Raw genomic sequence first — 24,337 nt, forward strand, 5'->3', positions numbered from 1 at the left:
TTTGTGCATTGTTGGCGCGTTTCGAGACGATTAAAATAAAGGCGCAATACAAACCTCATTTGAGGTTATTGGCCCCGCTCCCGAATTGATGGAAATGGGGCCAATTTTTTATCTAGCGGTTGCGCCCGCGTCCTAACTCAGACCATAAGTTCTGAAATATGCAGGTCTATGGAGACCTTACAAACTGTATAACTGCACTATGGAGCACTATGCTAACCTATGGGAGCCTTGGTATGTGTAACATCCAGTAAGGATTTGTACATGCTAAGAGCGTCCTGCGCAGCGGGGCGCTCTTTTTGTGTAAGGGCGCGAACAATCACGCTCTGAAGCGTGGCGGGGGCAGGGGGCCCGCGTCACATGAGAAGCCCACAGGCAAGGGGCCTGTGGGGTAAAGGAGAACAATGACACTCGTATCCAAGACCTTTGAGCTGTACGGCAAGACCTACACCTTTGAGTCCGGCGAGCTTGCCAAGCAGGCCACCGGCGCCTGCCTGGTCAAGCAGGGCGACACCACGATGCTCGACACCGTGGTTGTCTCCAAGGAGCGCAAGAACTACGACTTCTTCCCGCTGACCGTCGACTTCAACGAGAAGATGTACGCAGCCGGCCGCATCCCGGGTGGTTACCTCAAGCGTGAGGGCCGTCCCAGCGAGAAGGCCACGCTCACCGCGCGCATGATTGACCGTCCGATTCGCCCGAGCTTCCCGGACGGCTTCCGCAACGAGGTGCACATTGTCGCCACCTCGCTCGTCGCCGACCAGGTCAACCCCTTCGACGTCATCAACGTCATGGGTGCCTCCCTGGCCATGACGCTCGGCGGCGTGCCCTTCGAGGGTCCGCTTGCCTGCGTGCGCATCGGCCGCAACGTGGAGACCGGCGAGTTTATCGTCAACCCCACCTATGAGGAGCGCGAGAACTCCGATCTGGACCTGGAGCTGGGTGGCTCCGCCGACTTCATCTCGATGGTCGAGGCCGGCGCCGAGGAGATCTCCGAGGACGACATGCTCGCCGCCATGAAGTTTGGCCAGGAGGCCCTTGCTGCCTTCTGCCAGGCTCAGGACGAGTTTGTCGCCGAGTGGGAGCAGGTCAACGGCGCCATCGTCAAGAAGGAGTACCCGCTCGACCAGCCCGTCGAGGAGGTCCAGGAGCGCATCTTCGCCCACTACGACGAGATGGCAGCCGCCCTTCGCGACGCCGACAAGCTCTCCCGTATCGGTAAGGTCGAGGCTCTGAAGGAGTCCATCCGTGCCGAGTTCACCGAGGAGGAGCAGTCCGCTTGGGAGCGCGAGATTCCCGTGGCGCTCAAGAAGCTCGAGAAGAAGGCTATGCGTACCATGGTCGTCGAGACCGGCGAGCGCGTCGACGGCCGTGCCGCCGATGAGATTCGCCCCATCATGGTGAAGGATAACTACCTGCCGCTCGTTCACGGCTCCGGTCTGTTCCAGCGTGGCCAGACCCAGGTGCTTTCCGTCCTGTCGCTCGGTATGCTCAACGAGGGCCAGCGTCTGGATACCATCGAGCCCACCGAGGGCAAGCGCTACATGCACCACTACAACTTCCCGCCGTTCTGCACCGGCGAGACCGGCCGCATGGGCAGCCCCAAGCGCCGCGAGATCGGCCACGGCAACCTGGCTGAGCGCGCTTTGCTTCCGGTGCTCCCCGACGAGAACGAGTTCCCCTACGCCATCCGCGTCGTCTCCGAGGTCATGGAGTCCAACGGCTCCTCTTCGATGGCTTCGACCTGCGGCTCCACGCTCGCCCTTATGGACGGCGGCGTGCCCATTAAGCGCCCGGTCTCCGGTATCGCCATGGGCCTGATCCAGGAGGAGGGCAAGACCGTGGTCCTGTCCGACATCCAGGGTCTCGAGGACTTCCTTGGCGACATGGACTTTAAGGTCACCGGCACCACCGAGGGCATTACCGCTCTGCAGATGGACAACAAGGCCACTGGTCTTACCTTTGACATCTTGGCCCGCGCCCTGCAGCAGGCCAAGGAGGGTCGCGCCTTCATCCTGCAGAAGATGCTCGATGTGATCCCCGAGCCGCGCCACACCACGCGCAGCACCGCTCCGCGCATCGTTTCCATCCAGGTCCCGACTGACAAGATCCGCGACGTCATCGGTTCCGGCGGCAAGGTCATCCGCGGCATCCAGGACGAGACCGGCGCTTCGGTCGACATCCAGGAGGACGGCACCGTCTTTGTCGGCGGCACCGGCGAGTCCGTCGACCAGGCCGTCGAGCGCATCAAGCTCATCATCAAGGTTCCCGAGCCTGGCGAGGAGTACACCGGTCGCGTAGTCTCCATCCAGCCCTTCGGCGCCTTCGTCAACCTGCTGCCCGGTAAGGACGGCCTGTTGCACATCTCCCGCGTTGCCAAGGGCCGCGTGGAGAAGGTCGAGGACGTCCTCAACGTGGGCGACGAGGTCAAGGTCGTCGTCATCGAGGTCGACGATCGCGGCAAGATCTCGCTCGATCGTCTCGACAAGCCCGAGGCTCCGGCTCGCACCGAGGGTGCCTCCGAGGGCGACGGCGAGCACTTCCAGCGCCGTGAGCGTTCGCGACGCGAGCGCTCCGAGCGCAGTGACCGTCCGCGCCGTCCCGGCGACAACGGAGGCCGCAAGCCCCGCCGCCACCACGACGCCGAGTAACAGCCGTACATAAGCAGCTCATGCAAGGGCGACTCCTAAGGGGTCGCCCTTTTGTTTGCGCCCGGGAGGGCCGCATATGAAGTTTCCTGCTCTACAGTCCTGCGCAAGACGGAAAGCACATTAAGTGCTTTCCTTTGCGTGCGGAACTCGCGATAAACTTCATATGCGCCCCTCCCGGTCGCAAGCAAAAGGGCTGGTTAGTGTCGCTCGCTATTTAGTTAGACAGTCTATTCAGTAGTCAGATTTCAGATCTGTAGATAGCCGCAGCAGCATCTTCCCATATAAAACCGACCAAAACAAACCTGTCCTTTTTTGGCAGGTTTCCCGTGGGGCGGGCGCTGATGAAGTTTATCGCGAGTTCCGCACGAACAGGAGGCCACTTAATGTGGCCTCCGTCGTGAGCAGGACTGTAGAGCAGGAAACTTCATCAGCGCCCGCCCCACGGGAAACCGGCGGGATAGACCAGTTCAGATGGGGCTTTGATGCATGGGTGGTCTGTTGTTGTGCAAATGGGTATCATACTGGGGTTACTGCATCGACTCGGTGATGCATGTTTGTACGTTCCCGGCGGTCGGTTTGCCAGAAGCGCCCCGTCGGTTGTTCCAGACCCGTTTCGAAGAAAGGAAACAACACTCACTTATGGCAGCTAAAAAATCATCTCCCTTGAAGATCATCCCGCTCGGCGGCCTTGACGGCATCGGCAAGAACATGACGGTCTTCGAGTGCGGCGACGACATGGTGCTCGTCGACGCCGGTCTCATGTTCCCGGATGACTCCCAGCCCGGTATCGACCTGGTGCTTCCCGACTACACCTATGTTCTAGAAAACGAGGAGAAGCTACGCGGTATCGTCGTTACCCACGGCCACGAGGACCACACCGGTTCGCTTCCGTATCTGCTGCAGGATCTCAACAATAAGGTGCCCATCTTCTCGAGCAAGCTGACGCTTGGCTTTATCGAGGGCAAGCTCTCCGAGTTTCGCATCCGCGCACCTAAGTTCCGCGAGGTCAAGGGCGGCAGCCATGTCAACCTCGGCGGCATCTCGCTCGACTTCTTCTCGATGACGCACTCCATTCCCGGCGCTCTGGGCGTGTTCATCCGCACCAATCAGGGCACCGTCATGCACACGGGCGACTTTAAGCTCGACCAGACGCCCATCGATGGCGTCACGCCCGACTATGCCGCTATCAGCCGCTTTGCCAAGCAGGGCATCGACCTGCTGCTTTCCGACTCCACCAACGCCACGGTTCCGGGCTTTACCAAGTCTGAGGCCGAGGTTGGTCCCAACCTGCTGCACGCCATCAAGAATGCGCCGGGTCGCGTGTTCGTCGCGTCGTTCTCGAGCCACATCCATCGTCTGCAGCAGATCTGCGATGCCGCCCGCAAGTGCGGCCGTAAGGTCGTCGTGACCGGTCGCTCCATGCTCACGAACACCCGCGTGGCGCGTGAGCTTGGCTACCTCAACATCGACGACGCCGATATCATCGATGCCTTCGACATTGACAACCTGCCCGACGACAAGATTGTCGTCATGTGTACCGGTTCGCAGGGCGAGCCTCTGTCGGCCCTTTCGCGCATGGCCAACGGCGAGCACAAGACGCTCTCCATCCACGAGGGCGATACCGTCATCCTCTCGGCAACGCCGGTCCCCGGTAACGAGAAGGCCGTTCAGCAGGTCGTCAACAGCCTGGCCAAGCTCGGCTGCGACGTGTGGGATAAGAACCGCGCTCTCGTTCACGTCTCCGGTCACGGTAGCCAGGAGGAGCTCAAGCTCCTGATGGCCATGGCCAAGCCCACGTACTTTATGCCGGTTCACGGTGAAGCCGTGCATCTGCGCGCCCATGCCCAGCTGGCCCGCAAGATGGGTCTCAAGGACGATCATATCTTTATCCTCGACAACGGCGACACGCTCGAGATGCGTGGCGGTATCGTTAAGCGCGGTACGCCCGTCGAGTCCGGCGTCGTCTACGTCGACGGCCTGCGTATCGGCGATACCGACCCCATCGTCTTGCGCGATCGTCAGAAGCTCGCCAACGACGGTATGGTTACCGCTGTTGCCATCGTCTCGCTTAAGCACAAGAAGATCGAGGCCATCGAGTTCTCGGGCCGTGGTGTCTCGTTTGCCATCGACGACCAGTTCTCCGAGGATGCCTCCGCATCCATTATGAAGACGATCGAGAAGGGCAAGTTCGGCTTTACGAGCAGCGGTTCCGATGCCATTCGCAAGGCCGTACGCGATTCGCTCTCTAACTTTATCTGGAGCCGTACGCGCACCCGCCCGATGATCATCCCGGTCGTCATGGAGGTTTAGTTTGGCGCGCGGATCTGCACAAAACGCCAAAGGCAATAAGGCCAATAACCAACCGGCATCTGCTAAGGGTGCCGGTTCCCATCTGCGTGCCAATAAGGGCCACGAGTCCGAGTTTGATGAGTTCGAGCCCCTGGTCGAGCCCTCAGCCAATCGCGATATCGCCGGTGTGGTCATCGCCGTTTTGGCGATCGCGTCCTTCATTGCCGTGATCTCTCCGGCAACAGCGCCCGTGACGGCTGCGGTTGCCGGTTTCTACCACCTGGGCTTTGGTCTGGGCGCCTACGTGCTGCCGATCGTCATCTTGCTGTTTGCCGCCACGCTCTTTTTGGGTGAGGACTCGCCGCTCAACGTGCGCTCTGTTGCGGGCGGCGCCTTGGTCTTTATCGCCGTCGTCTCCATTCTTTCGCTGATGGTGCCGGGCACGAGCGATTCGTGCGACCTTATGTTTACGCCGCAGAACCTTTCCGTGTCGGGCGGCTACATTGGCGCCTTTATCGCAAGTGCCTTGCAAAACGCCCTGGGTAAACCTATCGCCATGGTTGTCTTGCTGGGGCTTGTCGTCGTTGGTTTGGTCATTATCGGCTTTTCGGTGGGTGGCGTTTTGCGCTCCGCACGCGATCGCGCTGCCGATTTTGCCGAGCGTCGACGTGCCGATGTCAATGCGAGCCCGTGGGGCGATGAAGAGGCCCTGTCTGTTCCCGGCGTCGCTCGTCCGCACCTGAGCATTCTGCGCCAGAAGGGGACTGACGCCGCGGTGACCACGGTCATGGGTGGCGATGTCGACCCGGTTTTGGATGACGACGAGGACGATGACCCATTTGTCGACGTATCCGAGTCGGTTGAAGCCGAGCGCGCCAAGACCACGCTGCTGCCGCGCCGCCATGCCAAGAAGGGCAAGGCTGCGCCCAAGCTCAACACAAGCGAGCCCGACCCGTCTTGGTCCGATAGCGAGATTGAGCTCACCGAGGGTGACGACGAGGACGACGAGGCTCCGCTCGAGACCGCCAAGACAACCTTGCTGCCGCGTCGCCACGCCAAGCGCGGGCAGGTCACTGGACAGCTTTCGATGGAGGACGATCCGGACAAGGTTGACGAGTCCGAGCCGCCGTTTGCCGTGAACCCTGTTTCGGCCGCACCTCAGATTCCCGACTTCTTAAAGCATCCCAAGGTTGCCGATGCGCCTGCCACGAGTGCTATCGAATCGGCTGCGGCTCGTGATGGGGGAGTGGACGACGGCGCCGCAGATAACGAGGGCGAAGAGGAGGACGGCCTCAAGCTTCCGCCGCTCGAAATCCTGCATGCCAACCCGCAGTCGGCTTCCGCCGCGTCTTCGGACAAGGAGCTGGAGCAGACCGCTGAGTCACTGCAATCCACCTTGCTTGAGTTTGGCCGCAGTGCCCGCGTGGTCGGCTGGATCGCCGGCCCCACGGTGACGACCTTTAAGCTGCAGCCCGGTGAGGGCGAGCGTGTGAGCAAAATCTCGAGCCTCGAGGACGATATCGCGCTTTCGCTCGCTGCCCAGTCGGTGCGTATCTTTGCCCCGATCCCCGGCACCTCGCTCGTGGGCATCGAGATTCCCAACCGCAAGCGCCAGAACGTCAATCTGGGCGACGTGCTGCCCTATGTGAAGGGCGGTCCGCTCGAGCTCGCCATCGGCCGCGACGCCGAGGGCACGCCGGTTGTCGCCGACCTCGCCAAGATGCCTCACCTGTTGATTGCCGGTACGACCGGTTCTGGTAAGTCGGTGATGATCAACTCCATCATCACGACCTTGCTCATGCGCGCCCTTCCCGAGGACGTTCGCCTGATTATGGTCGACCCCAAGCGCGTCGAGCTTGCGGGCTATAACGGTCTTCCGCATCTCTATGTGCCCGTGGTGACCGAGCCTAAGCAGGCCGCGAGCGCTCTGCAATGGGCTGTGTCCGAGATGGAGCGTCGCCTGAAGGTCTTCGAGCGTCTCAACGTGCGTAAGATCTCGACCTACAACGAAAAGCAGGCTGCTGGCGAGTTTGAGCATTACGACAACCCGCCGCAAAAGATGCCCTACCTGGTCATTATCATTGACGAGCTCTCTGACCTGATGATGGTCGCCGGTAAGGATGTCGAGGCCTCGATCGTGCGTATTGCACAGCTGGGCCGTGCCGCCGGTATTCACCTTATCGTTGCCACGCAGCGCCCCAGCTCCAACGTGGTGACGGGCCTTATCAAGGCCAACATCACCAACCGCATCGCCTTTAACGTCGCCACGGGCATCGACTCGCGCGTCATCATCGACCAGATGGGTGCCGAGAAGCTCACCGGTTTGGGCGACATGCTGTTCTCCAAGGTCGACTGGGGCAAGCCCCGCCGTATCCAGGGCTGCTTTGTCTCGGACGACGAAATCAACGAGATTGTCGAGTTCGTCAAGTCGCAGAGCGAGCCCGACTACCACGAGGAGATTCTGTCCGCCGTGGCGCCCGCTTCCATGTCCATGGCTGGTGGCGGCATTGTCCGCACCGGAGTCGCCGAGCCGCAAGACGATGATCCGCTCATTTGGGAAGCCGCCCATATTGTGGTGGAATCGCAGCTGGGCTCCACATCTGGCCTGCAACGCCGCCTGAAGGTTGGCTATGCGCGTGCCGGGCGTATTATGGACATGCTGGAAGAAAAGGGTGTCGTCGGCCCGCCCGACGGTTCCAAGCCGCGCGAGGTCCTGTTGGACGAGGAAGGGCTTGCCGCGCTGGAATCTGTCGACGCCGAGATGGCACGTGAAGATCGTGAGTTTGGAGGATTCTGATGGCTGCACGCTTTGGTGACATGCTGCTCGAGCAGCGTCGCCGAATGGGCCTTTCCATTCAGCAGGTCGCCAACACCATCAAAATCAGGCCGCAGATCATCGAGTTTTTCGAGACCGGTAACTTTGCTTCGATGCCGCCGCGCGGCTATGCGCAGGGCATGATTTCGAGCTATGCTCGTTTTTTGGGCCTCAATCCGCGCGAGGTCGTCAATGCCTACTTTGACGAACTGATGGCATACGAACGCGAGACGTCGCAGCAGGGCGGTCGTTTCCAGGACGCCGCCGGCTACGTCAATTCGCGTTCCTCTGTCGATAACGGGCGCTTCCTGATGGTTCAGGGCGGTCGTTCGACTCGCTATGGACAGCGTCCTCAGCAGGCCGGTTATATTACCGAGACGGGTTCGGGCGAGGAGATTCGCTCGCAGCGTGACCGGTTCCGCAGTACGCCGATGCCCGAGGACCGTGCACTTCCCGCTGCCCGCGGCGTGGCGCGTGACCCTCGTGCCGGCTACGGCGACGGCGGCTATTCCGATCGCGGTCACCGTGGTATCTCTGCCGGTCGTGCTCGCGGCGGCTATGCGGACGCCGATACCACGCAGGTGACGCCGCGTCTTCGCTCTCAATCACAGCCGTATGGCCAGCGCTCTTCGGCTCCGCGTGCGGGCCAGCGTGGCTATCAAGGCCGCGGTGAACTTGCGCCCCGATCGGGTCAGCGCAGCCTTCAGGGCCAGGGTGGCTATCGCGGCCGTTCCGATAGCCATCGTGGCCGTATGCCTCAGGGAGGCGGCCGCAGCAGTTCCAGTCGTGGACGCGGCGGTTCCCGTGCTCCTCAAAACAACGGACTCGATCCGCGTATCGTCTACGCCGGTATCGGTGCCGTGGCGTTGCTGCTGATCGTGCTCATCGTGGTACTTCTGCGCGGCTGCGCATCTTCGACGCCCGAGACCACGCCCGAGACGCCCACTGCTACCAAGACGACGACCAAGAAGTCTTCTAAGAAGACCGAAATCGTCGACGAGGATGAGGACACCGATGAGGCGACGGATGAGTCGACCGATTCGGACGCCACCAAGACGACGGCTAAAAAGGAAGAAAACGAGGTAACGAAGGTCAAGGTCTCCGTTGCCAAGGGAAAGACCGCCTGGATTGAGGTCAAGGTCGATGGCAAGTCGGTCTATGGCGCCCAGGCGACTGGCCCCTTTGAGCAGGAGTACACGCCTGAGTCCTCGATCGAGATCACCACGTCCAAGCCTTCCGATGTCACCGTTACCAAGAACGGCGAAAAGGTCCGTTACGATACCAAGACCTCGGGCGTGGCGCGTGTGACGATCACCGTTCCCAAGAAGGAGACGACTGGTTCCGAGAATGGTGAAAGTTCTGATGGTACCGACACCACCGATGGTACCGACACCACCGACGGCACCGATGCCCAGTCCACGGATGGCGCCGATACCGCAACTGACGGCCAGACGTCCACCGATTCTACCGACTATTCGTACGATAGCTACTAAGTCGCTCGTACGCGAAAGGAAACATCATGGCTAAAGATTCCAGCTTCGACGTCGTGTCCGAGGTCAACATGCAAGAGGTCGACAACGCCTTCCAGCAAACCACGCGCGAGATTTCCCAGCGCTATGACCTGAAGGATTCCGGCGCCACGATCGAGCTTTCGAAGGGCGACAAGCTCTTTACGATCAACGCCCCGGCCGACTTTGTCTCCAAGCAGATTATCGACGTGCTGAGCTCCAAGCTCATCAAGCGCGGCATCGACCTCAAGGCTGTCTCGTGGGATGCTCCGCAGGCGGCATCGGGCGGCACCGTGCGCGTGCTCGGCCATATCGTCGAGGGTATCGACCAGGCGACCGCCAAGAAGATCAACAAGGACATCAAGGACCAAAAGCTCAAGGTCAAGGTGACTATCGAGGCCGATAAGCTGCGTGTTTCCTCTGCTTCGAAGGACGCGTTGCAGACCGTGATCCAGTTCCTGCGCGACCAGGACTACGGCCAGCCGCTGCAGTTCACCAACTACCGCTAATATCATTCGAAAGGACTGCTCTCCAACATGGATACACCGTTGGGCTCCGTGCTCTACATCACCCTCGGGTGCGCTAAGAACGAGGTTGACACCGACCGCATGCGTTCTCTTTTGACCGCCGCGGGCTACGAGGAGGCATTCGACCCACAGGATGCCGATATCGCCATCGTCAATACATGCTCGTTCCTCGCCTCCGCAACGTCCGAGAGCATCGAGACCACGCTCGAGCTCGCCAACGAGGTTCAGGACGGCGTTCGTTCTTGTCCCATCGTCATGTGCGGCTGTGTGCCGTCGCGCTATGGCGACGACCTGCCTGACGAGCTGCCCGAGGTCGCTGCCTTTGTGAAGGCCGACGAGGAGGACGGCGTCGTGGCGGTCATCGATGGCGTGCTGGGTGTCGAGCGTGAGATCGCTGCCTATATTCCGCAAGTCAAGCGCACTGTCGAGGGCGCCGTTGCTTACGTCAAGATTTCCGATGGCTGCAACCGCTTCTGCAGCTTCTGCATGATCCCGTATATCCGCGGTCGTTATCACTCGCGCAATGCCGAGAGCATTATCTCCGAGGTACGCGACCTGGTTGCCGGCGGTGTGCGCGAGATCGTGCTGATCGGCCAGGACACGGGTATTTGGGGCACCGACTTTGCCGACGAAGACGCCACCGATGGCTCGCCGCGCAATCTGGCGCAGCTGCTGCATGCCGTCGCCGAGGCCGTGCGCCCGCACAACGTCTGGGTCCGCGTGCTCTATCTGCAGCCCGAGGGCATGACCGACGAGCTTATCGATACGATTCGCGATATGCCCGAGGTGCTGCCCTATATCGATATCCCCGTGCAGCACTGCGACGCGCGCATCCTCAAGGCTATGCGCCGTTCTGGTTCGCGCCAGGAGCTCGAGGACCTGTTCCGCGATCTGCGTGAGCGTATCCCCGGCATCGTGATCCGTTCCACGGCCATGGTCGGCTTCCCGACCGAGACCGACGACGAGTTCCGCGACCTTATCGACTTTATGGACACCGTCGGCTTTGACTACACGAGTGTCTTTGCCTACTCGCAGGAGGAGGGCAGCCTGGCCGCTAAGATGGAGGGTCAGGTCGATGAGGAGGTCAAGCTCGAGCGCGCCCAGGAGGCCATGGACCTGGCCGAGTCGCTCGGTTTTGCCGCCACCGCCGCACATGTGGGCGAGCGCGCCCAGGTGATTGTCGACGGCATCGAGGAGACCGAGGACGGCGCCGAGCTGATCGGCCATGCTTGGTTCCAGGCGCCCGATTCGGATGGCGCGGTGCACTTGGACGCCAGTGAGGCGTCCGTGGGCGATATTCTGACGGTCGAGTTTACCGATAGCTTCTGCTATGAGCTTATCGGCCATGTTGTGGAGTAGGAGAGCATCGTGGCAAACGAGAGCAATAAGGAACTGACGAGTGTTTGGACGCCCGCCAACATCGTGACGTGCGTTCGCATCGTCTTTATCCCGGTGTTCATGATCGTGTCGGCGCTTTCTCACACGAGTGTTGCCGGTACAGATTGGAGCACCTTCGACGGCCCGCTCGCCGCCGCTGCCTTCATTCTGTATGTGATCCTGTCGTGCACCGATAAGGTCGACGGTTATCTGGCGCGTTCGCGCAATGAGATTACCGACTTCGGTAAATTCTTGGACCCCATTGCCGATAAGCTGCTGGTGTTCTCGGCTCTGCTGCTGTTCTTGGATTTTGGCGCTGTGACCGTGTGGTCCGTGTTCATTATCCTGTTCCGTGAGCTTCTGGTGAGCGCCCTTCGCATGGTCGCGAGTGCCGCCGGCGTGGTCGTTGCCGCCGATAAGCTTGGCAAGTACAAGACGGCGACCACGATGGTCTCCATCTGCGGTTACCTGTGCGTCTTTGCTATGGCCGGCTTGCACCTTGGCCCGCTGGCGCTGACGCTCGGCATCTACTCGGTGTCGCGCTTCCTGTACGCCGTTGCCGTTGTCCTGACCGTTATCTCGGGCGCCCAGTACTTCTGGAACTGCCGCAAGATCGTCTTTTCGGTCTAGGTTCTGGTGGGTATGACGGACTCTTTTGAGCAGATCTCCGCACATAACGAGGAGCTGGCGCGTCATATTGTCGAGCGCGCGAGCGCTCGGGGCGTGACGGTTTCGACGGCTGAGTCGCTGACAGCAGGTATGATCGCCTCGACGATTGCCGATATCCCGGGCGCCTCGGCGGTGCTGCGTGGCGGTGCGGTGACCTACTGCGATGAGATCAAGCATCGCGTTTTGGGTGTTGATCAGGAGACGCTCGACCGCTATACCGCGGTGTCGCATCAGACCGCGCGCGAGATGGCGGCGGGTTCGCTGGAGCTGTACCAGAGCGATATTGCAGTGAGCGCAACGGGTTATGCCGGCCCCGGCGGCGGCACTGAGGACGATCCGGCTGGCACTTTCTATATTGGCTGGGCGTATCGCGCGGCTGATGGGGAAGTGCCGGTCGTGGACTCTGTGCGCTGCCACTATGAGGGCGACCGTTCGTGTGTTCGTGCCCATGCGGTCGCGGAGGCATTGGGACGCATTGCCCTTGTGCTCAACTCTATGGAATAGACGTGTTTTAAGGGGCCTTCGGGCCCCTTAATTGTGGAGATAGGGACCCCTGACGAATTTAGCGTTTGCGCTGGTCATAGGTGTATTTTTGCCTTTCTTGTTCTTATTTGCCCCTTTGTGGTCAAGCATTTGGTCAGTGTTTGGTCGGCGTTTGGTTGGGTTTTGGAAAGACTGCCTGCATATGATTGGCCTGAACGGTTGACCACGAACAGCCGTTCGTTTATTATCGATGCAGGTTGTTAAGAGGAGGGCTATTCATGGCCAAGAATTCAGGTCCCGTACGTACCGTTCATGCTCGCACGACGGGTAAAGAGCGCGATGAGATGATCGCCACCACCAAGGCCGAGATCGAGAAGAAGTTCGGTCAAGGCTCCATCATGAGGTATGGTGACGGCGGCCCCGAGCTTGAGGTTGAGGCCATCCCCACGGGCGCTCTGGCACTCGATGCCGCTCTGGGTATCGGCGGTGTGCCGCGCGGCCGTATCGTCGAGATTTACGGTCCTGAGTCCTCCGGTAAGACGACGCTTTCGCTCGAGATCCTGGCCGAAGCCCAGGCAATGGGTGGCGTGGTGGCATTTATCGATGCCGAGCACGCGCTCGATCCCACGTATGCCGCGCGCATTGGCGTGGATATCGACGAGGTACTGATTTCCCAGCCTGATACGGGTGAGCAGGCGCTCGAGATTGTTGACATGCTCGTGCGTTCCGGCGCCATCGATGCCATCGTCGTCGACTCCGTCGCCGCGCTGACCCCGCGTGCCGAGATCGAGGGAGAGATCGGCGATACCACGGTCGGATTGCAAGCTCGTCTGATGAGTCAGGCGCTCCGCAAGCTCGCCGGCTCGCTGTCCAAGTCCAACACGACATGCATCTTCATTAACCAGCTGCGAGAGAAGATCGGCGTCATGTTCGGCAACCCTGAGACCACGACGGGCGGCCGCGCCCTTAAGTTCTTCTCTTCGGTGCGTATCGACATTCGCCGCATCGACAGCATTAAGCTTAAGGATGAGGTTATCGGTAACCGCGTGCGCGCCAAGGTCGTTAAGAACAAGGTGGCAGCTCCGTTCCGTTCTGCTGAGTTCGACATCATGTACGGTACGGGCATCTCTAAGGAGGGCTCGATTCTGGACATGGCTGTCGAGTGCGGCATTTGCAAGAAGATGGGCTCCTGGTTTGCCTATGGCGAGGACAAGCTCGGCAACGGTCGCGAGGCCGCCAAGGCGTTCCTGCGCGAACACCCCGATTGCGCCGACGAGATTGAGCATAAGGTCCGCCTTGCCTGCGGGCTTGAGTTTGATGACGATGCTCCGTCCGAGGTCGAGCTGACCGATCAGCCTGCGCCTGAGGAGTTTGACGAGCTTTACGCCATCGATGGTTCCGCCATGCTCGATGATGACGACGAGTAGCGGTTACGCTCATGTCGTATACGGTGACCGAGGCCACGGTTGTCCTTCCCGATAAGAAGGCGGCCTCCTCGTTCTCGAGCGGGTATGCGTCCAAAAAGCCTTGCGCACATATCGATTGTGAGCTTGAGGGCGGTTTTGAGCGGTCCATTTGGATTCCCGTGCGGGTCGCGCGCCTGTATGTCAAAAATCGCCCCGATCTTCCCTGTGATTGGGATAACTTTCGTGAAGCGGTGCAGCTCATCGAGCGTAAATGTGCACTTACCATGGTGACCGAGATGCTATCGCGACGCGACCATGCGACGGGTGAGGTCCGTGACAAGTTGGCACGCTACGGCTTTCGCCAGCCCGCGATCGATTTCGCCGTCGAGCGCGCCACCGAGTATCGCTTTTTAGACGAGAACCGCTTTTGCTCGTACTTTATCGAGGAACGCAAGCGGCGCGGTTGGGGACAGCGTAAAATCGAGACCGAGCTCAAGCGCCGTCATGTCGTGCTCGATGACATTCCCGGTTATCCCGAGGATTATTTTGCCGTCGAAGACGATTTGGCGCGTGCGTCAGCCCTGCTCGCCAAGCGGCGTGTTCCAGAGACGCGCGGATTCGAAAAACTGGTTCGGTTTTTGATGGGCAAGGGCTTCTCGTATCACATCGCCGCCGATGCCGTTAAGGCACGTCTCGATGCCGAACGTGAGGAATGTGCGGTTTAGGCGTATGCGTTTTGTGGCCCTGCCGTTCACCGCGTTTTAGCCGCCGTGCTGGGGCCATTTATTTGACAGTTGTTGTGGTTCAACGTACGATAAACACTGTCATTTGCTTTGTGATATGTGCTCATCTGTGATGAGTTTGTTTATATGTTTATCTGTATCCGACCCGCATAAGCTGCGCCCATATTACTCAAATGTCGCGAGCCGTTCGTAAGGACGGTTCGCTTTGTTGTGTAACGAATCCATAAAAAGGAGTGAGCATGCCTATCATCGCAGCGCTCGTTGGCATCATTTTGGGTGCCATCGCCGCCATTGCCTACATGCGCACCGCCAAGCAGGGTAGTCTTCACGAGGCCGACGAAAAAATCCAGTCGGCACACGCACAGGCTGAGTCCCTGATCGGTGATGCTAAGCGTCAGGCCGAGACCCTCAAAAAAGAGGCTCTGCTCGAGGCTAAAGAGGAGATCATCAAGAACAAGCAGGCCGCTGAGGCCGAGGACAAGCAGCGTAAGAACGAGATTCGTACGCTCGAGAACCGCGTGATGCAGCGCGAGGAATCTCTCGATCGCCGCAACGACGCTCTCGACAAGCGCGAGCATCAGCTGTCCAGCCAGGCCGGTCAGGTCGAGAAGCGCTCCCGTGAGCTCGAGGAGCTCTGCGCAAAGCAGACCTCCGAGCTCGAGCGTATCGCCGACCTTACCCGCGAGGACGCGCACAAGGAGCTCCTTGATAAGGTTCGCGGCGAGGTCACCCACGAGGCCGCCACGATCATTCGCGAGTCTGAGCAGCAGGTTCGCGCCGAGTGCCACAAGACCGCCCAGGAGATTCTGTCTCTGGCGATTCAGCGCTGCGCTGCCGATCACACTGCCGAGGTCACCGTTACCTCCGTGCACATTCCCTCTGATGACCTCAAAGGCCGTATCATCGGTCGCGAGGGTCGCAACATCCGGACCTTCGAGCAGGTTTCCGGCGTCAACCTCGTGATCGACGACACGCCCGAGACCGTCGTTCTTTCGAGCTTCGACCCGGTCCGTCGTGAGACCGCCCGCGTCGCCCTCGAGAACCTCATCGCCGACGGCCGCATTCACCCTGCCCGTATCGAGGAGATGTATCACAAGGCCGCCGACCTGGTTCAGCAGCGCGTGCGCGAGGCTGGCGAGCAGGCTGCCTTCGATACCGGCATCCACGATCTGCACCCCGAGATCGTCAAGACCCTTGGTGCCCTGCGCTACCGTACCTCGTTTGGTCAGAACGTGCTTCAGCATTCCCTCGAGGTCTCTGATCTGTGCGGCGTGATGGCTTCCGAGCTTGGCCTGGACGTTGTGACCGCCAAGCGCGCCGGCCTGCTTCATGACCTGGGCAAGGCAATCGACCACGACGTCGAGGGCCCGCACGCCGTCATCGGCGCCGAGCTTGCCCGCCGTTATGGCGAGAAGCCCGTTATCGTCCACGCTATTGAGGCTCACCATGCCGATGTCGACCCCAACACGGTGCTCGATGTCCTGGTGCAGGCCGCCGATGCTGTCTCTGCCTCTCGCCCCGGTGCCCGTCGCGAGTCTGCCGAGAACTACATCAAGCGTCTTGAGAAGCTTGAGGAGATCGCCAACTCCCATGACGGCGTCGAACGTACCTATGCCATGCAGGCCGGTCGCGAGGTCCACGTCATGGTCCAGCCGGACAAGATTTCCGATGCCCAGTCCACGGTTCTGGCTCACGATATCGCCCATCAGATCGAGGAAGAGATGGAGTATCCCGGTCAGGTGCGCGTCGTCGTGATTCGCGAGAGCCGCGCTGTCGATATCGCTAAATAACATGAGCGACGCGAACGAGCTCATCTCATTTATCGCGTCGATGTCGGGGGAGGGCAACCTTCGCGTCGAGGAGAACCTTGGCGAGGGGTATGTCCGCCTCCGCGTTTCGGAGGCCGAGCGGCGCCAGGCTAAGCACGACATTCAGCATGTCGAGGACATCGTCATCGAAATGCTCCGTAATGCTCGCGATGCCGGCGCCGACAAGGTCTATCTCGCCACGACCAAGGAAGATGGCGTCCGCACGCTTGTCTTTCTGGATAACGGTTCTGGCGTTCCGCAGGATATGCAAGAGCGAATCTTTGATGCCCGCGTTACCTCCAAGCTCGAGAGCATGAAGATGGACCGTTGGGGCGTTCACGGTCGTGGCATGGCATTGTTTTCGATTAAGCAGAACGCCGACGAGGCCCGTGTGGTCACGTCCGGCGTCGATCTTGGTTCAGCCTTCAAGGTGAGCGTTGCGGCCGACCGCCTCAGTGAGCGTGCCGATCAGTCCAGCTGGCCCCAGGCCGTCAAGGATGAGGACGGACGTTATGTCTGCGCTCGCGGTCCACATAATATTATTCGCGCTGCTTGTGAGTTTGCGCTCGAGGAGTTGCGTGGTTGCGATGTCTATCTCGGTTCTCCGTCTGAGATTGCCGCGACCCTTTATGCTCAAGCGTCAAGTCGGCTCGATACGTCTCGTCTCCTGTTCATTGATGACGAGAGCGAGCTTCCGGTTGTCGATCGTTTAGGCCTTGCTTCTGATGCCGAGGACTTTATCCGTATTTGTTCGGGTTTGGGTCTTGAGATGTCCGAGCGCACGGCCCATCGCATTTTGGCAGGGCAGATTAAGCCCGTTCGCGGTGTGACCGCGCGTCTGCTGCGCGAGCGTGATTCGTCCTCGCATGCGCCGACTCCTGTCGATCTCGCGAAGGATCGTCGCGGGCTACGTATTGCCAAGGATGACATGGCACAGTTTTCGCGCGCTGTGGAACGCGACTTTAATGACCTTGCCGCCCGGTACTATCTCAACCTTTGCGGCGACCCAAAGATCCGTGTTTCGCGTGATCGAATCACCGTGACCTTTGATCTTGCCAAAGAGGAATAGTGCCTTTACCGAGTCCACTCGGTACGATACAGTTGTTGCAGTTAAAACGTACTTTTAAATGCAGGAGTTTCTTCATGGATTGCCTGAAGGTATCAAGCAAATCATCGCCCGCGTCCGTTGCCGGCGCCATCGCCGGCATGGTCAAGGATGGTGTACCCGTCAACATCCAGTGTGTCGGCGCCGGTGCCGTCAACCAGGCTATTAAGGCCGTTGCTATCGCGCGCGGTTTTTTGATTCCAACCGGTTTTGATATTTCCTGCGCGCCCGTGTTCTCCGACATCCTCATTAACGGGGAGTCGCGCACGGCCATCCGCCTTTCTATCTACGTTCACCAGATCAATCGAGCTGCTATGGATAACGTCGTCATGGATGATGTTAAGCCTGTGGCATAGCTTCTGCTTGCCTTGTTTCGCTCCCCATCGTTAGGACTTATGCACATGGACCAGCGTTCCGTACGCGATATTCTTGCCGGTAAAACCTACTTTATCCGCACCTTTGGCTGCCAGATGAATCAGCACGACTCCGAGCGTGTGAGCGGTCTGCTTGATTCGTATGGCTGCCTCATGGCGCTCGATCCCGCGCATGCCGATATCGTTGTCTTCATGACGTGCTGCGTGCGCGAGGCCGCCGATACTCGCCTGTACGGTCAGTGCAATTCCTGCAAAAGCCTGCCGCCTTCGCCTTCGGGCAAGCGCGTGGTTGCCGTTGGCGGTTGCATCGCGCAGCGCGATGGCGAGGGCCTGCTCACCAACGTCGATAACGTCAATGTCATCTTTGGCACGCATTCCATTGCACATGTGGCCGAGCTCATTGCCGAGGCGTTCCGTGATGGTAAGCGTCATATCCGCACCAATGAGCATGAGGATACGGATGCCATGAGCATGCCGTGGCATCGCGAGACTCAGTATCACGCCTGGGTGCCCATCATGACGGGCTGCAATAATTTCTGCACCTATTGCATCGTGCCGTACGTGCGCGGTCGCGAAAAGAGCCGCCCCTTCGAGGAGATTGTCGACGAGGTGACCGGTTTGGTGCGCCAGGGCGTGCGTGAGATTACGCTGCTGGGCCAAAACGTTAACTCATATGGTCGCGATCTGTTTGGCAAGCCGCGTTTTGCCGATCTGCTGCGTGCCGTGGGCGATACGGGCGTGGAGCGCATCTTCTTTACGTCTTCGCATCCCAAGGACCTGTTGCCCGAGACCATCGACGCCATGGCCGAGACGCCTGCCGTTATGCCGCAGCTGCACTTGGCCGTCCAGTCAGGTTCGACGCGGATCCTCAAAGAGATGAATCGCCGTTATACACGCGAGGACTATCTGGGCCTTGTCGATCGCATTCGCAACCGCATGCCCGATATCGCGCTCTCGACCGACATTATCGTTGGCTTCCCGGGTGAGACTGAAGAAGACTTTGAGCAGACGCTCTCACTTGCCGAGACGGTCCGCTATGCTCAGGCCTATACCTTCATCTATTCCAAGCGCGCCGGTACCCCGGCCGCCGAGATTGACGATCCTACGCCGCATGAGGTTATTCTCGAGCGTTTCAACCGTCTGGTTAAGGTTATCGAGACCACGGCACACGAGTATAACCAGGGTGAGCTTCATACTGTGGTTCCGGCGCTCATTGAGGGAACGAGTAAAAAGAACGACGCGGTCCTGCTGGGCAAGAGTCCCAAGAATCAGACCGTGCATGCGCCTATCCCCGAGGGTTACAGCATCGATCAGCTTGTTGGTAAGATCGTTGATGTTGACGTTGACGTTGCCAAGACCTGGTATTTGTCCGGCTCCGTTGTGGGCGAGCCGCGCTAATGGTTTCTCCCGGGGCAGGTCTTTCCGCCGTTGCGATCGTCGGTCCGACGGCGGTTGGTAAGAGTGATGTTGCCGACCGTTTGGCAGCTCGTCTTTCGTCCGAAGTGCTGTCGTGCGATGCGATGCAAATCTATCGCGGCATGGACATCGGTACCGCAAAGATGGCGCCCGATGAGTGCACGGCGCCGCTGCGTCTCGTCGACATTGTAGAGCCGGGTGTGGCATATTCTGCTGCGCTTTATCAGGCCGACGCTCGCGCGCATGTTGAACGTCTCCTTGGTTCGGGTTGCCTGCCGGTTTTTTGCGGAGGTACGGGGCTGTATCTCAAGGCCGCCCTCGATGAGATGGACTTTCCCTCGGGTGAACTTGAGGACGATCGTCGTGCGGGCTATCAGGAGCTTGCCGAGCGTATTGGCGAGGAAGAACTGCATGCCTTGCTTGCCGAGCGCGATCCAGAATCGGCTGCTGTTATTCATCCCCATAACGTGCGCCGTGTGATTCGTGCGCTCGAGATGCATGATGATGGCGTCTCCTATGCGCAGCAAAAGTCGCAGTTTAGTGTTCCGCACGAGCATTATCATGCCCTTTGGTTTGGTCTGACGCGTAATCGCGAGGTGCTCTACGAGCGCATTAACCAGCGCGTCGATCTGATGTTTGAGCAGGGTCTTGTCGATGAGGTCCGCGGTCTTATGGGCCAGGGGCTGGGTGATGCCCTGACGTCGATGCAGGCAATTGGCTATAAAGAGATCATTGATGCTTTCAATGGCGTGATGAGCATGGATGAGGCTCGCGAACTCATTAAGATGCGTTCGCGTCGTTATGCCAAGCGTCAGCTTTCGTGGTTTAAGCGCGATGACCGTATCGTGTGGTTTGATATGGATGAATGTACGATCGATGAGGTCGTTGAGGATATCCTGCATCGTATTGAGGCTGCCTAATGCCCCGTTTCCCCCTTGTTCCCACGGCACCCGAGCCCGAGCGTGCCATTTTAGTTGGTGTTGAGTGGCGCGACAATGCATGGCCGCTCGATCGCTCGCTTGATGAGCTGGAGCGTCTTGCCCACACAGCTGGTGCCCAGTGCGTGGCACGCTTGTCGCAGCGTTTGGTAAAGCCGTATCCTAAATCGTTTATCGGTTCCGGTAAGGTTGAAGAGCTGTGCGGCCTGGTGCATCGCATGGATGCCGATGTCGTTATTTTTGACGACGACCTGACCCCCTCGCAGCAATCCTATTTGGAGAAAGCCGTGGGCGAGCCGGTAAAGATTATCGATCGTACTGCACTGATCCTGGATATCTTTGGCCTGCATGCTCAGACGCGTGAGGGACGCCTGCAGGTACAGCTGGCACAGCTTCAATATTTGTTGCCTCGCCTGCGTGGCATGTGGAGCCATCTCGCTAAGGAGCAGACGCGCGGCGGCATCGGCTCACGTTTTGGTCAGGGCGAAAGTCAGCTCGAGGTCGACCGTCGCCTCATTCGTAATAAGATCGCTGCGCTTCGTCGTGAGCTCAAGCAGGTTGAACAGCGTCGCGATGTTCAATCCAAGAGTCGCATTGAGTCCCCGGCGTTTCGCGTCGCGTTAGCCGGTTATACCAATGCCGGTAAATCGACGTTGCTCAATCGTCTGACCGGCTCTACGGTACTTTCGCAGGACAAGCTGTTTGCTACGCTCGACCCGACGACGCGTTCGTATCGTCTGCCCGGCGGTCGCGGCATGACGATTACCGATACCGTCGGCTTTATTCAAAAGCTGCCGCATGGTCTGGTCGATGCCTTTAAATCGACGCTGTCCGAGGTTTTGGGTGCCGATCTAATTCTCAAAGTCGTAGATGCGTCTGACGAGGACTATGAGCGGCAGCTGGAGGCTGTCGACCGCGTGCTTGATGAGATCGGCGCCGGAGAGCGTTTAACGCTGACCGTATTCAATAAAATCGATCTTCTCGATAGCGTCGATCGATTGAGTTTCCGTCGTCGCTATCCGGAGGCCGTTCTGTTCTCGGCCCAAACGGGCGAGGGGCTCGACGATCTCGTCGACCGGATTGCTCGCGAGGCAGCTGCCACCGATGTGTTGCTCTCCGCTGATATCCCGTATCGTGAGGGCGCTCTCATCACGCTGGTGCATGAGCAGGGAACCCTTCTGCATGAGGAATATCTCGAGGACGGCGTTCGCATTGTGGCGAAACTGCCGGCTCGTATTGCACCGCGGCTCGAGCGTTATCGTACGGAATAAACGATTTCCAGCACGCCTAGAATGACTGGCTGATGGAGCAGGTAGAACGGTAAGGCATGCCGACCCAGGACTGCGAGCGCCGGGATAGGATTGGCGTATGCCCATGCTGGCGCTTCGAGACTTGATGCTTGTGCTGCCTGGGCAGCAAAAAAGCCGGTAAGGTACATAAAGACAAACGGTATGAGCGGATAGTAATCTCCCGAAACAAAACCCGGGCCTGGGAATCCAAGCCATGCCAGGTAGGGGAGTGGGTAGACCGCCTTTGGAATGCCCCAGGTTAGGGCAAAAAGAACAAGGCACGCTGCGATGCCCCATGAGCCCGGTAATTTTTGGAGTAACGGACGGGTGAACGCAACCACCGCGGTGCACACCGCCATGCAATAAATGATGCCAAAGTTCACTGAATCGTCGACCGATACGAGCGTTGTTGCGATCCAGACGACCAAAGCTGCGGCAGCGTACTTAGCCGCTCGTTTGGCATTGTTGCGTGAGAGCGTGCACATCCAACCCGCGATAAACAAAAATACCCAGCTGATGCTGGCGCGCCAGATGTCTTGAAAGACTGACTGGGTAAACCAGGGCATATCCCAGCCGTACAGGTAGGCGAGATCATAGCAAGCGTGAAATCCTGCCATAGAAATCATCGTAAACCCGCGGACGGTATCAAAGATGGTGATGCGTTTTTGCATTACGAGAACCGGCGCATTAAACCGACAACTTTTCCCAAAATAACGGGGTTCGTCGCATAGATGGGCTCCATAGCGTCGTTCTCGGGCTGCAAGCGCACACGTCCCTGCTCCTTGTAGAACGTCTTGACGGTCGCCGAACCATCAATCATGGCCACGACAATTTCGCCGTTCATGGCACTTTTTTGTTCACGGACGATGATGTAATCGCCATTGAAGATGCCGACATTGATCATTGAGCTCCCATGCACCTCAAGGATAAAGGAACCCTGATCAGTGGCGATTTCGGTCGGGATAGTAAACGTGTCTTCGATATTCTGCTCGGCCAGAATGGGAATCCCAGCCGCGACGCGACCAACGAGCGGCAGCGAGACCGTTCCGCGAGGTGCGGTGGGCTCGTCAGATTTAGAAATTGAGACAGAGGAACCATCCTCGTTAAAGAGTTCCAGGGCGCGCGGTTTGGTGGCATCGCGCTTGAGTAGCCCGCGCGCTTCAAGGGCAGAGAGATGGGCGTGCACGGTGCTGGGGGAGGAAAGGCCCACGGCAGAAGCCATCTCGCGCACGCTGGGCGGATAACCCTTCTCCTGCTGATATTCCTTGATGAAGTCGTAAATTTGCTGCTGACGCTTGGTAATTTTGCGAGCCATCAGGGCATCCTCTCTACCCATGTCAAACAAATGTTCGAATTTTGCTTGACAGGAACAACTGTTCGAAGATAATAATAACCGAACATTCGTTCTCGCGCTAGACATTTTTGTCCGCGCGGCTTGATAAAACTGTTCTCAGCAAAACACGCGAGAGGAGAACATGATGAACGTAACGAATATGGTCCAGGGAAACCTCGCCCTTAAGCTCGAGACGCCTGCAGAACCCACTTTTACTGTTGTTCAGGGTGGCCGCTCCGGCATTCAACCTTTGACCGTAAAGCCTGCTCGCAATCAGCAGGCTGTAGTCGCGCCGGCCCGCGTTGCCCTGAAGGTTCCGACGATTGTCGCCGTCGCCGTTGCGCTTACGCTCTTCTTTGTCCTCGCTACTTCGGTCTTTAGCGCTCGTCACGCCGCGTATGCCGAGTCCGTTTCCAACATTACTTACGAGACCATTCGCGTTCAGACTGGCGATTCTCTTTGGTCGCTTGCCGAGGAATATCCAATCGAAGGCCTTTCCACGCAAGAGACTTCCGACATGATCCGTAACGTCAATCATCTGGAGCATGGTTCGCTCGCCGCCGGTGCGCATCTTAAGGTTCCTGCTCGTTCGTAATCATTATCGCGCTGCGCATGGTACCCTTGTTATCGTTTAAGAGGAGGTACCATGCGCTGTCCCAAATGCGGCAAGGCACATACCCGCGTCGTTGATTCCCGTATGCAGGAGTCAAATAACACCATTAAGCGCCGTCGCGAATGTTGCTCGTGTAACTATCGCTTTACAACGTTCGAGCGATGCGAGGACCCTATCGAGGTCATTAAGTCAGACGGAACCAAGCAGCGGTTCGATCGCAATAAGCTGCTCGTCGGCTTGATGCGCGCCACCATCAAGCGCGATATCGACACTAAGAAGCTCAATGAGATTATCGACGACATCGAGGTCGAGCTGCGCTCTCGCACACTGACGGCCGTCACGTCCCATGAGTTGGGTGACATGGTGCTCAAGCGCTTGGCCAAGATCGACAAGGTTGCGTACATCCGTTTTGCCTCGGTCTACCGCGATTTCAAAGACGTCGATGAATTTCTGCAAGAGCTCGACAAGCTAAGGTGATTCCATGTCCAACATTACCGTCAACATAAAGCGTCTCGACCCCACCGTCGAGCTTCCCAAATACGCCCATCCCACCGATGCCGGCTTGGATCTACGCTCCAACGAAGACTGCGTCCTGAAGCCCTTCGAACGCCGTCTGGTCTCTACGGGGCTGGCCATCGCCCTGCCCGATGGCTACGCCGGCTTCGTCCAGCCCCGCAGCGGCTTGGCCATCAAGCAGGGCTTGTCTATAGTCAACACGCCGGGCCTCATCGACGCTCACTACCGAGGAGAACTCAAGGTTATCCTCATCAACCTGGATCCCACCAACGACATCCAAATCAACAAAGGCGACCGCATAGCCCAACTCGTCATCCAAGAAGTCCCCACGGTCAATCTCATAGAAGTAGAAGAACTAGACAAAACCGACCGAGGAGCCGGCGGTTTCGGTTCTAGCGGCGTATTGTAATGTCCGCTCACCCGTGGGAGGCCCCCTATATATCATTCCATGCTCAAACATTCTCGCTGCGCTGCGAAACT

Annotated in this window: 21 protein-coding genes; 19 read left to right on the top strand and 2 right to left on the bottom strand. The window is 58.8% G+C overall.

Annotation, left to right across the window (positions count from 1 at the left end):
• The first annotated feature begins 401 nt into the window (after nt 1-401).
• The 16 genes from DWY03_RS03330 to hflX all read left to right on the top strand — a co-directional run bounded on the left by DWY03_RS03330 (nt 402) and on the right by hflX (nt 21,377).
• Nucleotides 402-2,648 (top strand): polyribonucleotide nucleotidyltransferase, encoded by a 2,247-nt coding sequence (locus DWY03_RS03330; RefSeq protein WP_117839902.1) that lies wholly within the window; start codon nt 402-404, stop codon nt 2,646-2,648.
• Nucleotides 2,649-3,287: 639 nt separating this feature from the next.
• Complete coding sequence (locus DWY03_RS03335; protein WP_117839903.1) at nt 3,288-4,958, top strand: ribonuclease J; 1,671 nt, start codon at nt 3,288-3,290, stop codon at nt 4,956-4,958.
• Between the two features lies 1 nt (nt 4,959).
• Nucleotides 4,960-7,734: a DNA translocase FtsK gene (locus DWY03_RS03340; RefSeq protein ID WP_231500746.1), complete on the top strand. Its 2,775-nt coding sequence runs from the start codon at nt 4,960-4,962 to the stop codon at nt 7,732-7,734.
• Nucleotides 7,734-9,245, top strand: coding sequence for a helix-turn-helix transcriptional regulator (locus DWY03_RS03345; protein WP_117839904.1), 1,512 nt, complete (start codon nt 7,734-7,736; stop codon nt 9,243-9,245). Before DWY03_RS03340 ends, DWY03_RS03345 begins: the two co-directional genes overlap by 1 nt.
• 26 nt (nt 9,246-9,271) lie before the next feature.
• On the top strand, nt 9,272-9,769 hold the full coding sequence (locus DWY03_RS03350) for a YajQ family cyclic di-GMP-binding protein (RefSeq protein WP_022094699.1): 498 nt from the start codon (nt 9,272-9,274) through the stop codon (nt 9,767-9,769).
• Between the two features lie 27 nt (nt 9,770-9,796).
• Nucleotides 9,797-11,146 carry a 30S ribosomal protein S12 methylthiotransferase RimO gene (gene rimO / locus DWY03_RS03355; RefSeq protein ID WP_117639878.1) on the top strand — a complete coding sequence of 450 codons (1,350 nt, stop codon included), beginning with the start codon at nt 9,797-9,799 and terminating at the stop codon, nt 11,144-11,146.
• Between the two features lie 99 nt (nt 11,147-11,245).
• Nucleotides 11,246-11,794, top strand: a complete 549-nt coding sequence (pgsA, locus tag DWY03_RS03360) for a CDP-diacylglycerol--glycerol-3-phosphate 3-phosphatidyltransferase (RefSeq protein WP_231500751.1) — start codon at nt 11,246-11,248, stop codon at nt 11,792-11,794.
• A gap of 12 nt (nt 11,795-11,806) precedes the next feature.
• Nucleotides 11,807-12,337 carry a CinA family protein gene (locus DWY03_RS03365; protein WP_117639874.1) on the top strand — a complete coding sequence of 177 codons (531 nt, stop codon included), beginning with the start codon at nt 11,807-11,809 and terminating at the stop codon, nt 12,335-12,337.
• A 257-nt stretch (nt 12,338-12,594) separates the two neighbouring features.
• Nucleotides 12,595-13,743: a recombinase RecA gene (recA, locus tag DWY03_RS03370; protein ID WP_022094695.1), complete on the top strand. Its 1,149-nt coding sequence runs from the start codon at nt 12,595-12,597 to the stop codon at nt 13,741-13,743.
• Between the two features lie 11 nt (nt 13,744-13,754).
• Nucleotides 13,755-14,447: a regulatory protein RecX gene (locus DWY03_RS03375; protein WP_117639872.1), complete on the top strand. Its 693-nt coding sequence runs from the start codon at nt 13,755-13,757 to the stop codon at nt 14,445-14,447.
• Between the two features lie 257 nt (nt 14,448-14,704).
• Entirely contained in the window at nt 14,705-16,255 is a 1,551-nt protein-coding gene (gene rny / locus DWY03_RS03380; RefSeq protein ID WP_117629182.1) for a ribonuclease Y, read from the top strand.
• Nucleotide 16,256: 1 nt separating this feature from the next.
• On the top strand, nt 16,257-17,342 hold the full coding sequence (locus tag DWY03_RS03385; RefSeq protein ID WP_117639870.1) for an ATP-binding protein: 1,086 nt from the start codon (nt 16,257-16,259) through the stop codon (nt 17,340-17,342).
• A gap of 74 nt (nt 17,343-17,416) precedes the next feature.
• On the top strand, nt 17,417-17,734 hold the full coding sequence (locus tag DWY03_RS03390; protein ID WP_006235982.1) for a stage V sporulation protein S: 318 nt from the start codon (nt 17,417-17,419) through the stop codon (nt 17,732-17,734).
• A gap of 45 nt (nt 17,735-17,779) precedes the next feature.
• Nucleotides 17,780-19,150 carry a tRNA (N6-isopentenyl adenosine(37)-C2)-methylthiotransferase MiaB gene (miaB, locus tag DWY03_RS03395; protein WP_117639868.1) on the top strand — a complete coding sequence of 457 codons (1,371 nt, stop codon included), beginning with the start codon at nt 17,780-17,782 and terminating at the stop codon, nt 19,148-19,150.
• Nucleotides 19,150-20,088, top strand: a complete 939-nt coding sequence (miaA, locus tag DWY03_RS03400) for a tRNA (adenosine(37)-N6)-dimethylallyltransferase MiaA (protein WP_117639866.1) — start codon at nt 19,150-19,152, stop codon at nt 20,086-20,088. The genes miaB and miaA overlap by 1 nt, the downstream gene beginning before the upstream one ends.
• Nucleotides 20,088-21,377 carry a GTPase HflX gene (hflX, locus tag DWY03_RS03405; RefSeq protein ID WP_117766609.1) on the top strand — a complete coding sequence of 430 codons (1,290 nt, stop codon included), beginning with the start codon at nt 20,088-20,090 and terminating at the stop codon, nt 21,375-21,377. Before miaA ends, hflX begins: the two co-directional genes overlap by 1 nt.
• On the opposite strand, the gene DWY03_RS03410 is transcribed toward hflX, so the two are convergent.
• Both DWY03_RS03410 and lexA read right to left on the bottom strand, forming a co-directional pair.
• A complete protein-coding gene (locus DWY03_RS03410; RefSeq protein ID WP_117839905.1) occupies nt 21,362-22,066 on the bottom strand; it encodes a heparan-alpha-glucosaminide N-acetyltransferase in 705 nt (234 codons plus the stop codon). The two genes, hflX and DWY03_RS03410, sit on opposite strands and share 16 nt — an antisense overlap.
• The gene (gene lexA / locus DWY03_RS03415) at nt 22,066-22,710 is read right to left on the bottom strand and encodes a transcriptional repressor LexA (protein ID WP_117839906.1); all 645 of its coding nucleotides are present in this window, start codon (nt 22,708-22,710) and stop codon (nt 22,066-22,068) included. The genes DWY03_RS03410 and lexA overlap by 1 nt, the downstream gene beginning before the upstream one ends.
• 163 nt (nt 22,711-22,873) lie before the next feature.
• Here lexA and DWY03_RS03420 point away from each other — a divergent pair, with 163 nt between their 5' ends.
• The 3 genes from DWY03_RS03420 to dut are packed head-to-tail and all read left to right on the top strand — an operon-like array spanning nt 22,874 to nt 24,266.
• Nucleotides 22,874-23,323, top strand: coding sequence for a LysM peptidoglycan-binding domain-containing protein (locus tag DWY03_RS03420; RefSeq protein WP_158558610.1), 450 nt, complete (start codon nt 22,874-22,876; stop codon nt 23,321-23,323).
• A 51-nt stretch (nt 23,324-23,374) separates the two neighbouring features.
• Nucleotides 23,375-23,818, top strand: coding sequence for a transcriptional regulator NrdR (gene nrdR, locus DWY03_RS03425; RefSeq protein WP_022093781.1), 444 nt, complete (start codon nt 23,375-23,377; stop codon nt 23,816-23,818).
• Nucleotides 23,819-23,822: 4 nt separating this feature from the next.
• The gene (gene dut / locus DWY03_RS03430; RefSeq protein ID WP_117839908.1) at nt 23,823-24,266 is read left to right on the top strand and encodes a dUTP diphosphatase; all 444 of its coding nucleotides are present in this window, start codon (nt 23,823-23,825) and stop codon (nt 24,264-24,266) included.
• Nucleotides 24,267-24,337 lie beyond the last annotated feature (71 nt).

The sequence above is a fragment of the Collinsella sp. AF23-2 genome (genome assembly GCF_003459245.1).
Classification (GTDB): Bacteria; Actinomycetota; Coriobacteriia; order Coriobacteriales; family Coriobacteriaceae; genus Collinsella.

Excerpts from the sequence above, each read along its gene's own strand:
- lexA (WP_117839906.1), bottom strand. The coding sequence starts at position 22,710 with ATGGCTCGCAAAATTACCAAGCGTCAGCAGCAAATTTACGACTTCATC.
- DWY03_RS03385 (WP_117639870.1), top strand. The coding sequence starts at position 16,257 with ATGAGCGACGCGAACGAGCTCATCTCATTTATCGCGTCGATGTCGGGG.
- recA (WP_022094695.1), top strand. The coding sequence starts at position 12,595 with ATGGCCAAGAATTCAGGTCCCGTACGTACCGTTCATGCTCGCACGACG.
- DWY03_RS03410 (WP_117839905.1), bottom strand. The coding sequence starts at position 22,066 with ATGCAAAAACGCATCACCATCTTTGATACCGTCCGCGGGTTTACGATG.
- DWY03_RS03330 (WP_117839902.1), top strand. The coding sequence starts at position 402 with ATGACACTCGTATCCAAGACCTTTGAGCTGTACGGCAAGACCTACACC.
- nrdR (WP_022093781.1), top strand. The coding sequence starts at position 23,375 with ATGCGCTGTCCCAAATGCGGCAAGGCACATACCCGCGTCGTTGATTCC.
- miaA (WP_117639866.1), top strand. The coding sequence starts at position 19,150 with ATGGTTTCTCCCGGGGCAGGTCTTTCCGCCGTTGCGATCGTCGGTCCG.
- pgsA (WP_231500751.1), top strand. The coding sequence starts at position 11,246 with ATGATCGTGTCGGCGCTTTCTCACACGAGTGTTGCCGGTACAGATTGG.
- rimO (WP_117639878.1), top strand. The coding sequence starts at position 9,797 with ATGGATACACCGTTGGGCTCCGTGCTCTACATCACCCTCGGGTGCGCT.
- dut (WP_117839908.1), top strand. The coding sequence starts at position 23,823 with ATGTCCAACATTACCGTCAACATAAAGCGTCTCGACCCCACCGTCGAG.
- rny (WP_117629182.1), top strand. The coding sequence starts at position 14,705 with ATGCCTATCATCGCAGCGCTCGTTGGCATCATTTTGGGTGCCATCGCC.
- DWY03_RS03375 (WP_117639872.1), top strand. The coding sequence starts at position 13,755 with ATGTCGTATACGGTGACCGAGGCCACGGTTGTCCTTCCCGATAAGAAG.
- hflX (WP_117766609.1), top strand. The coding sequence starts at position 20,088 with ATGCCCCGTTTCCCCCTTGTTCCCACGGCACCCGAGCCCGAGCGTGCC.
- miaB (WP_117639868.1), top strand. The coding sequence starts at position 17,780 with ATGGACCAGCGTTCCGTACGCGATATTCTTGCCGGTAAAACCTACTTT.
- DWY03_RS03365 (WP_117639874.1), top strand. The coding sequence starts at position 11,807 with ATGACGGACTCTTTTGAGCAGATCTCCGCACATAACGAGGAGCTGGCG.
- DWY03_RS03390 (WP_006235982.1), top strand. The coding sequence starts at position 17,417 with ATGGATTGCCTGAAGGTATCAAGCAAATCATCGCCCGCGTCCGTTGCC.
- DWY03_RS03335 (WP_117839903.1), top strand. The coding sequence starts at position 3,288 with ATGGCAGCTAAAAAATCATCTCCCTTGAAGATCATCCCGCTCGGCGGC.
- DWY03_RS03345 (WP_117839904.1), top strand. The coding sequence starts at position 7,734 with ATGGCTGCACGCTTTGGTGACATGCTGCTCGAGCAGCGTCGCCGAATG.
- DWY03_RS03350 (WP_022094699.1), top strand. The coding sequence starts at position 9,272 with ATGGCTAAAGATTCCAGCTTCGACGTCGTGTCCGAGGTCAACATGCAA.
- DWY03_RS03420 (WP_158558610.1), top strand. The coding sequence starts at position 22,874 with ATGAACGTAACGAATATGGTCCAGGGAAACCTCGCCCTTAAGCTCGAG.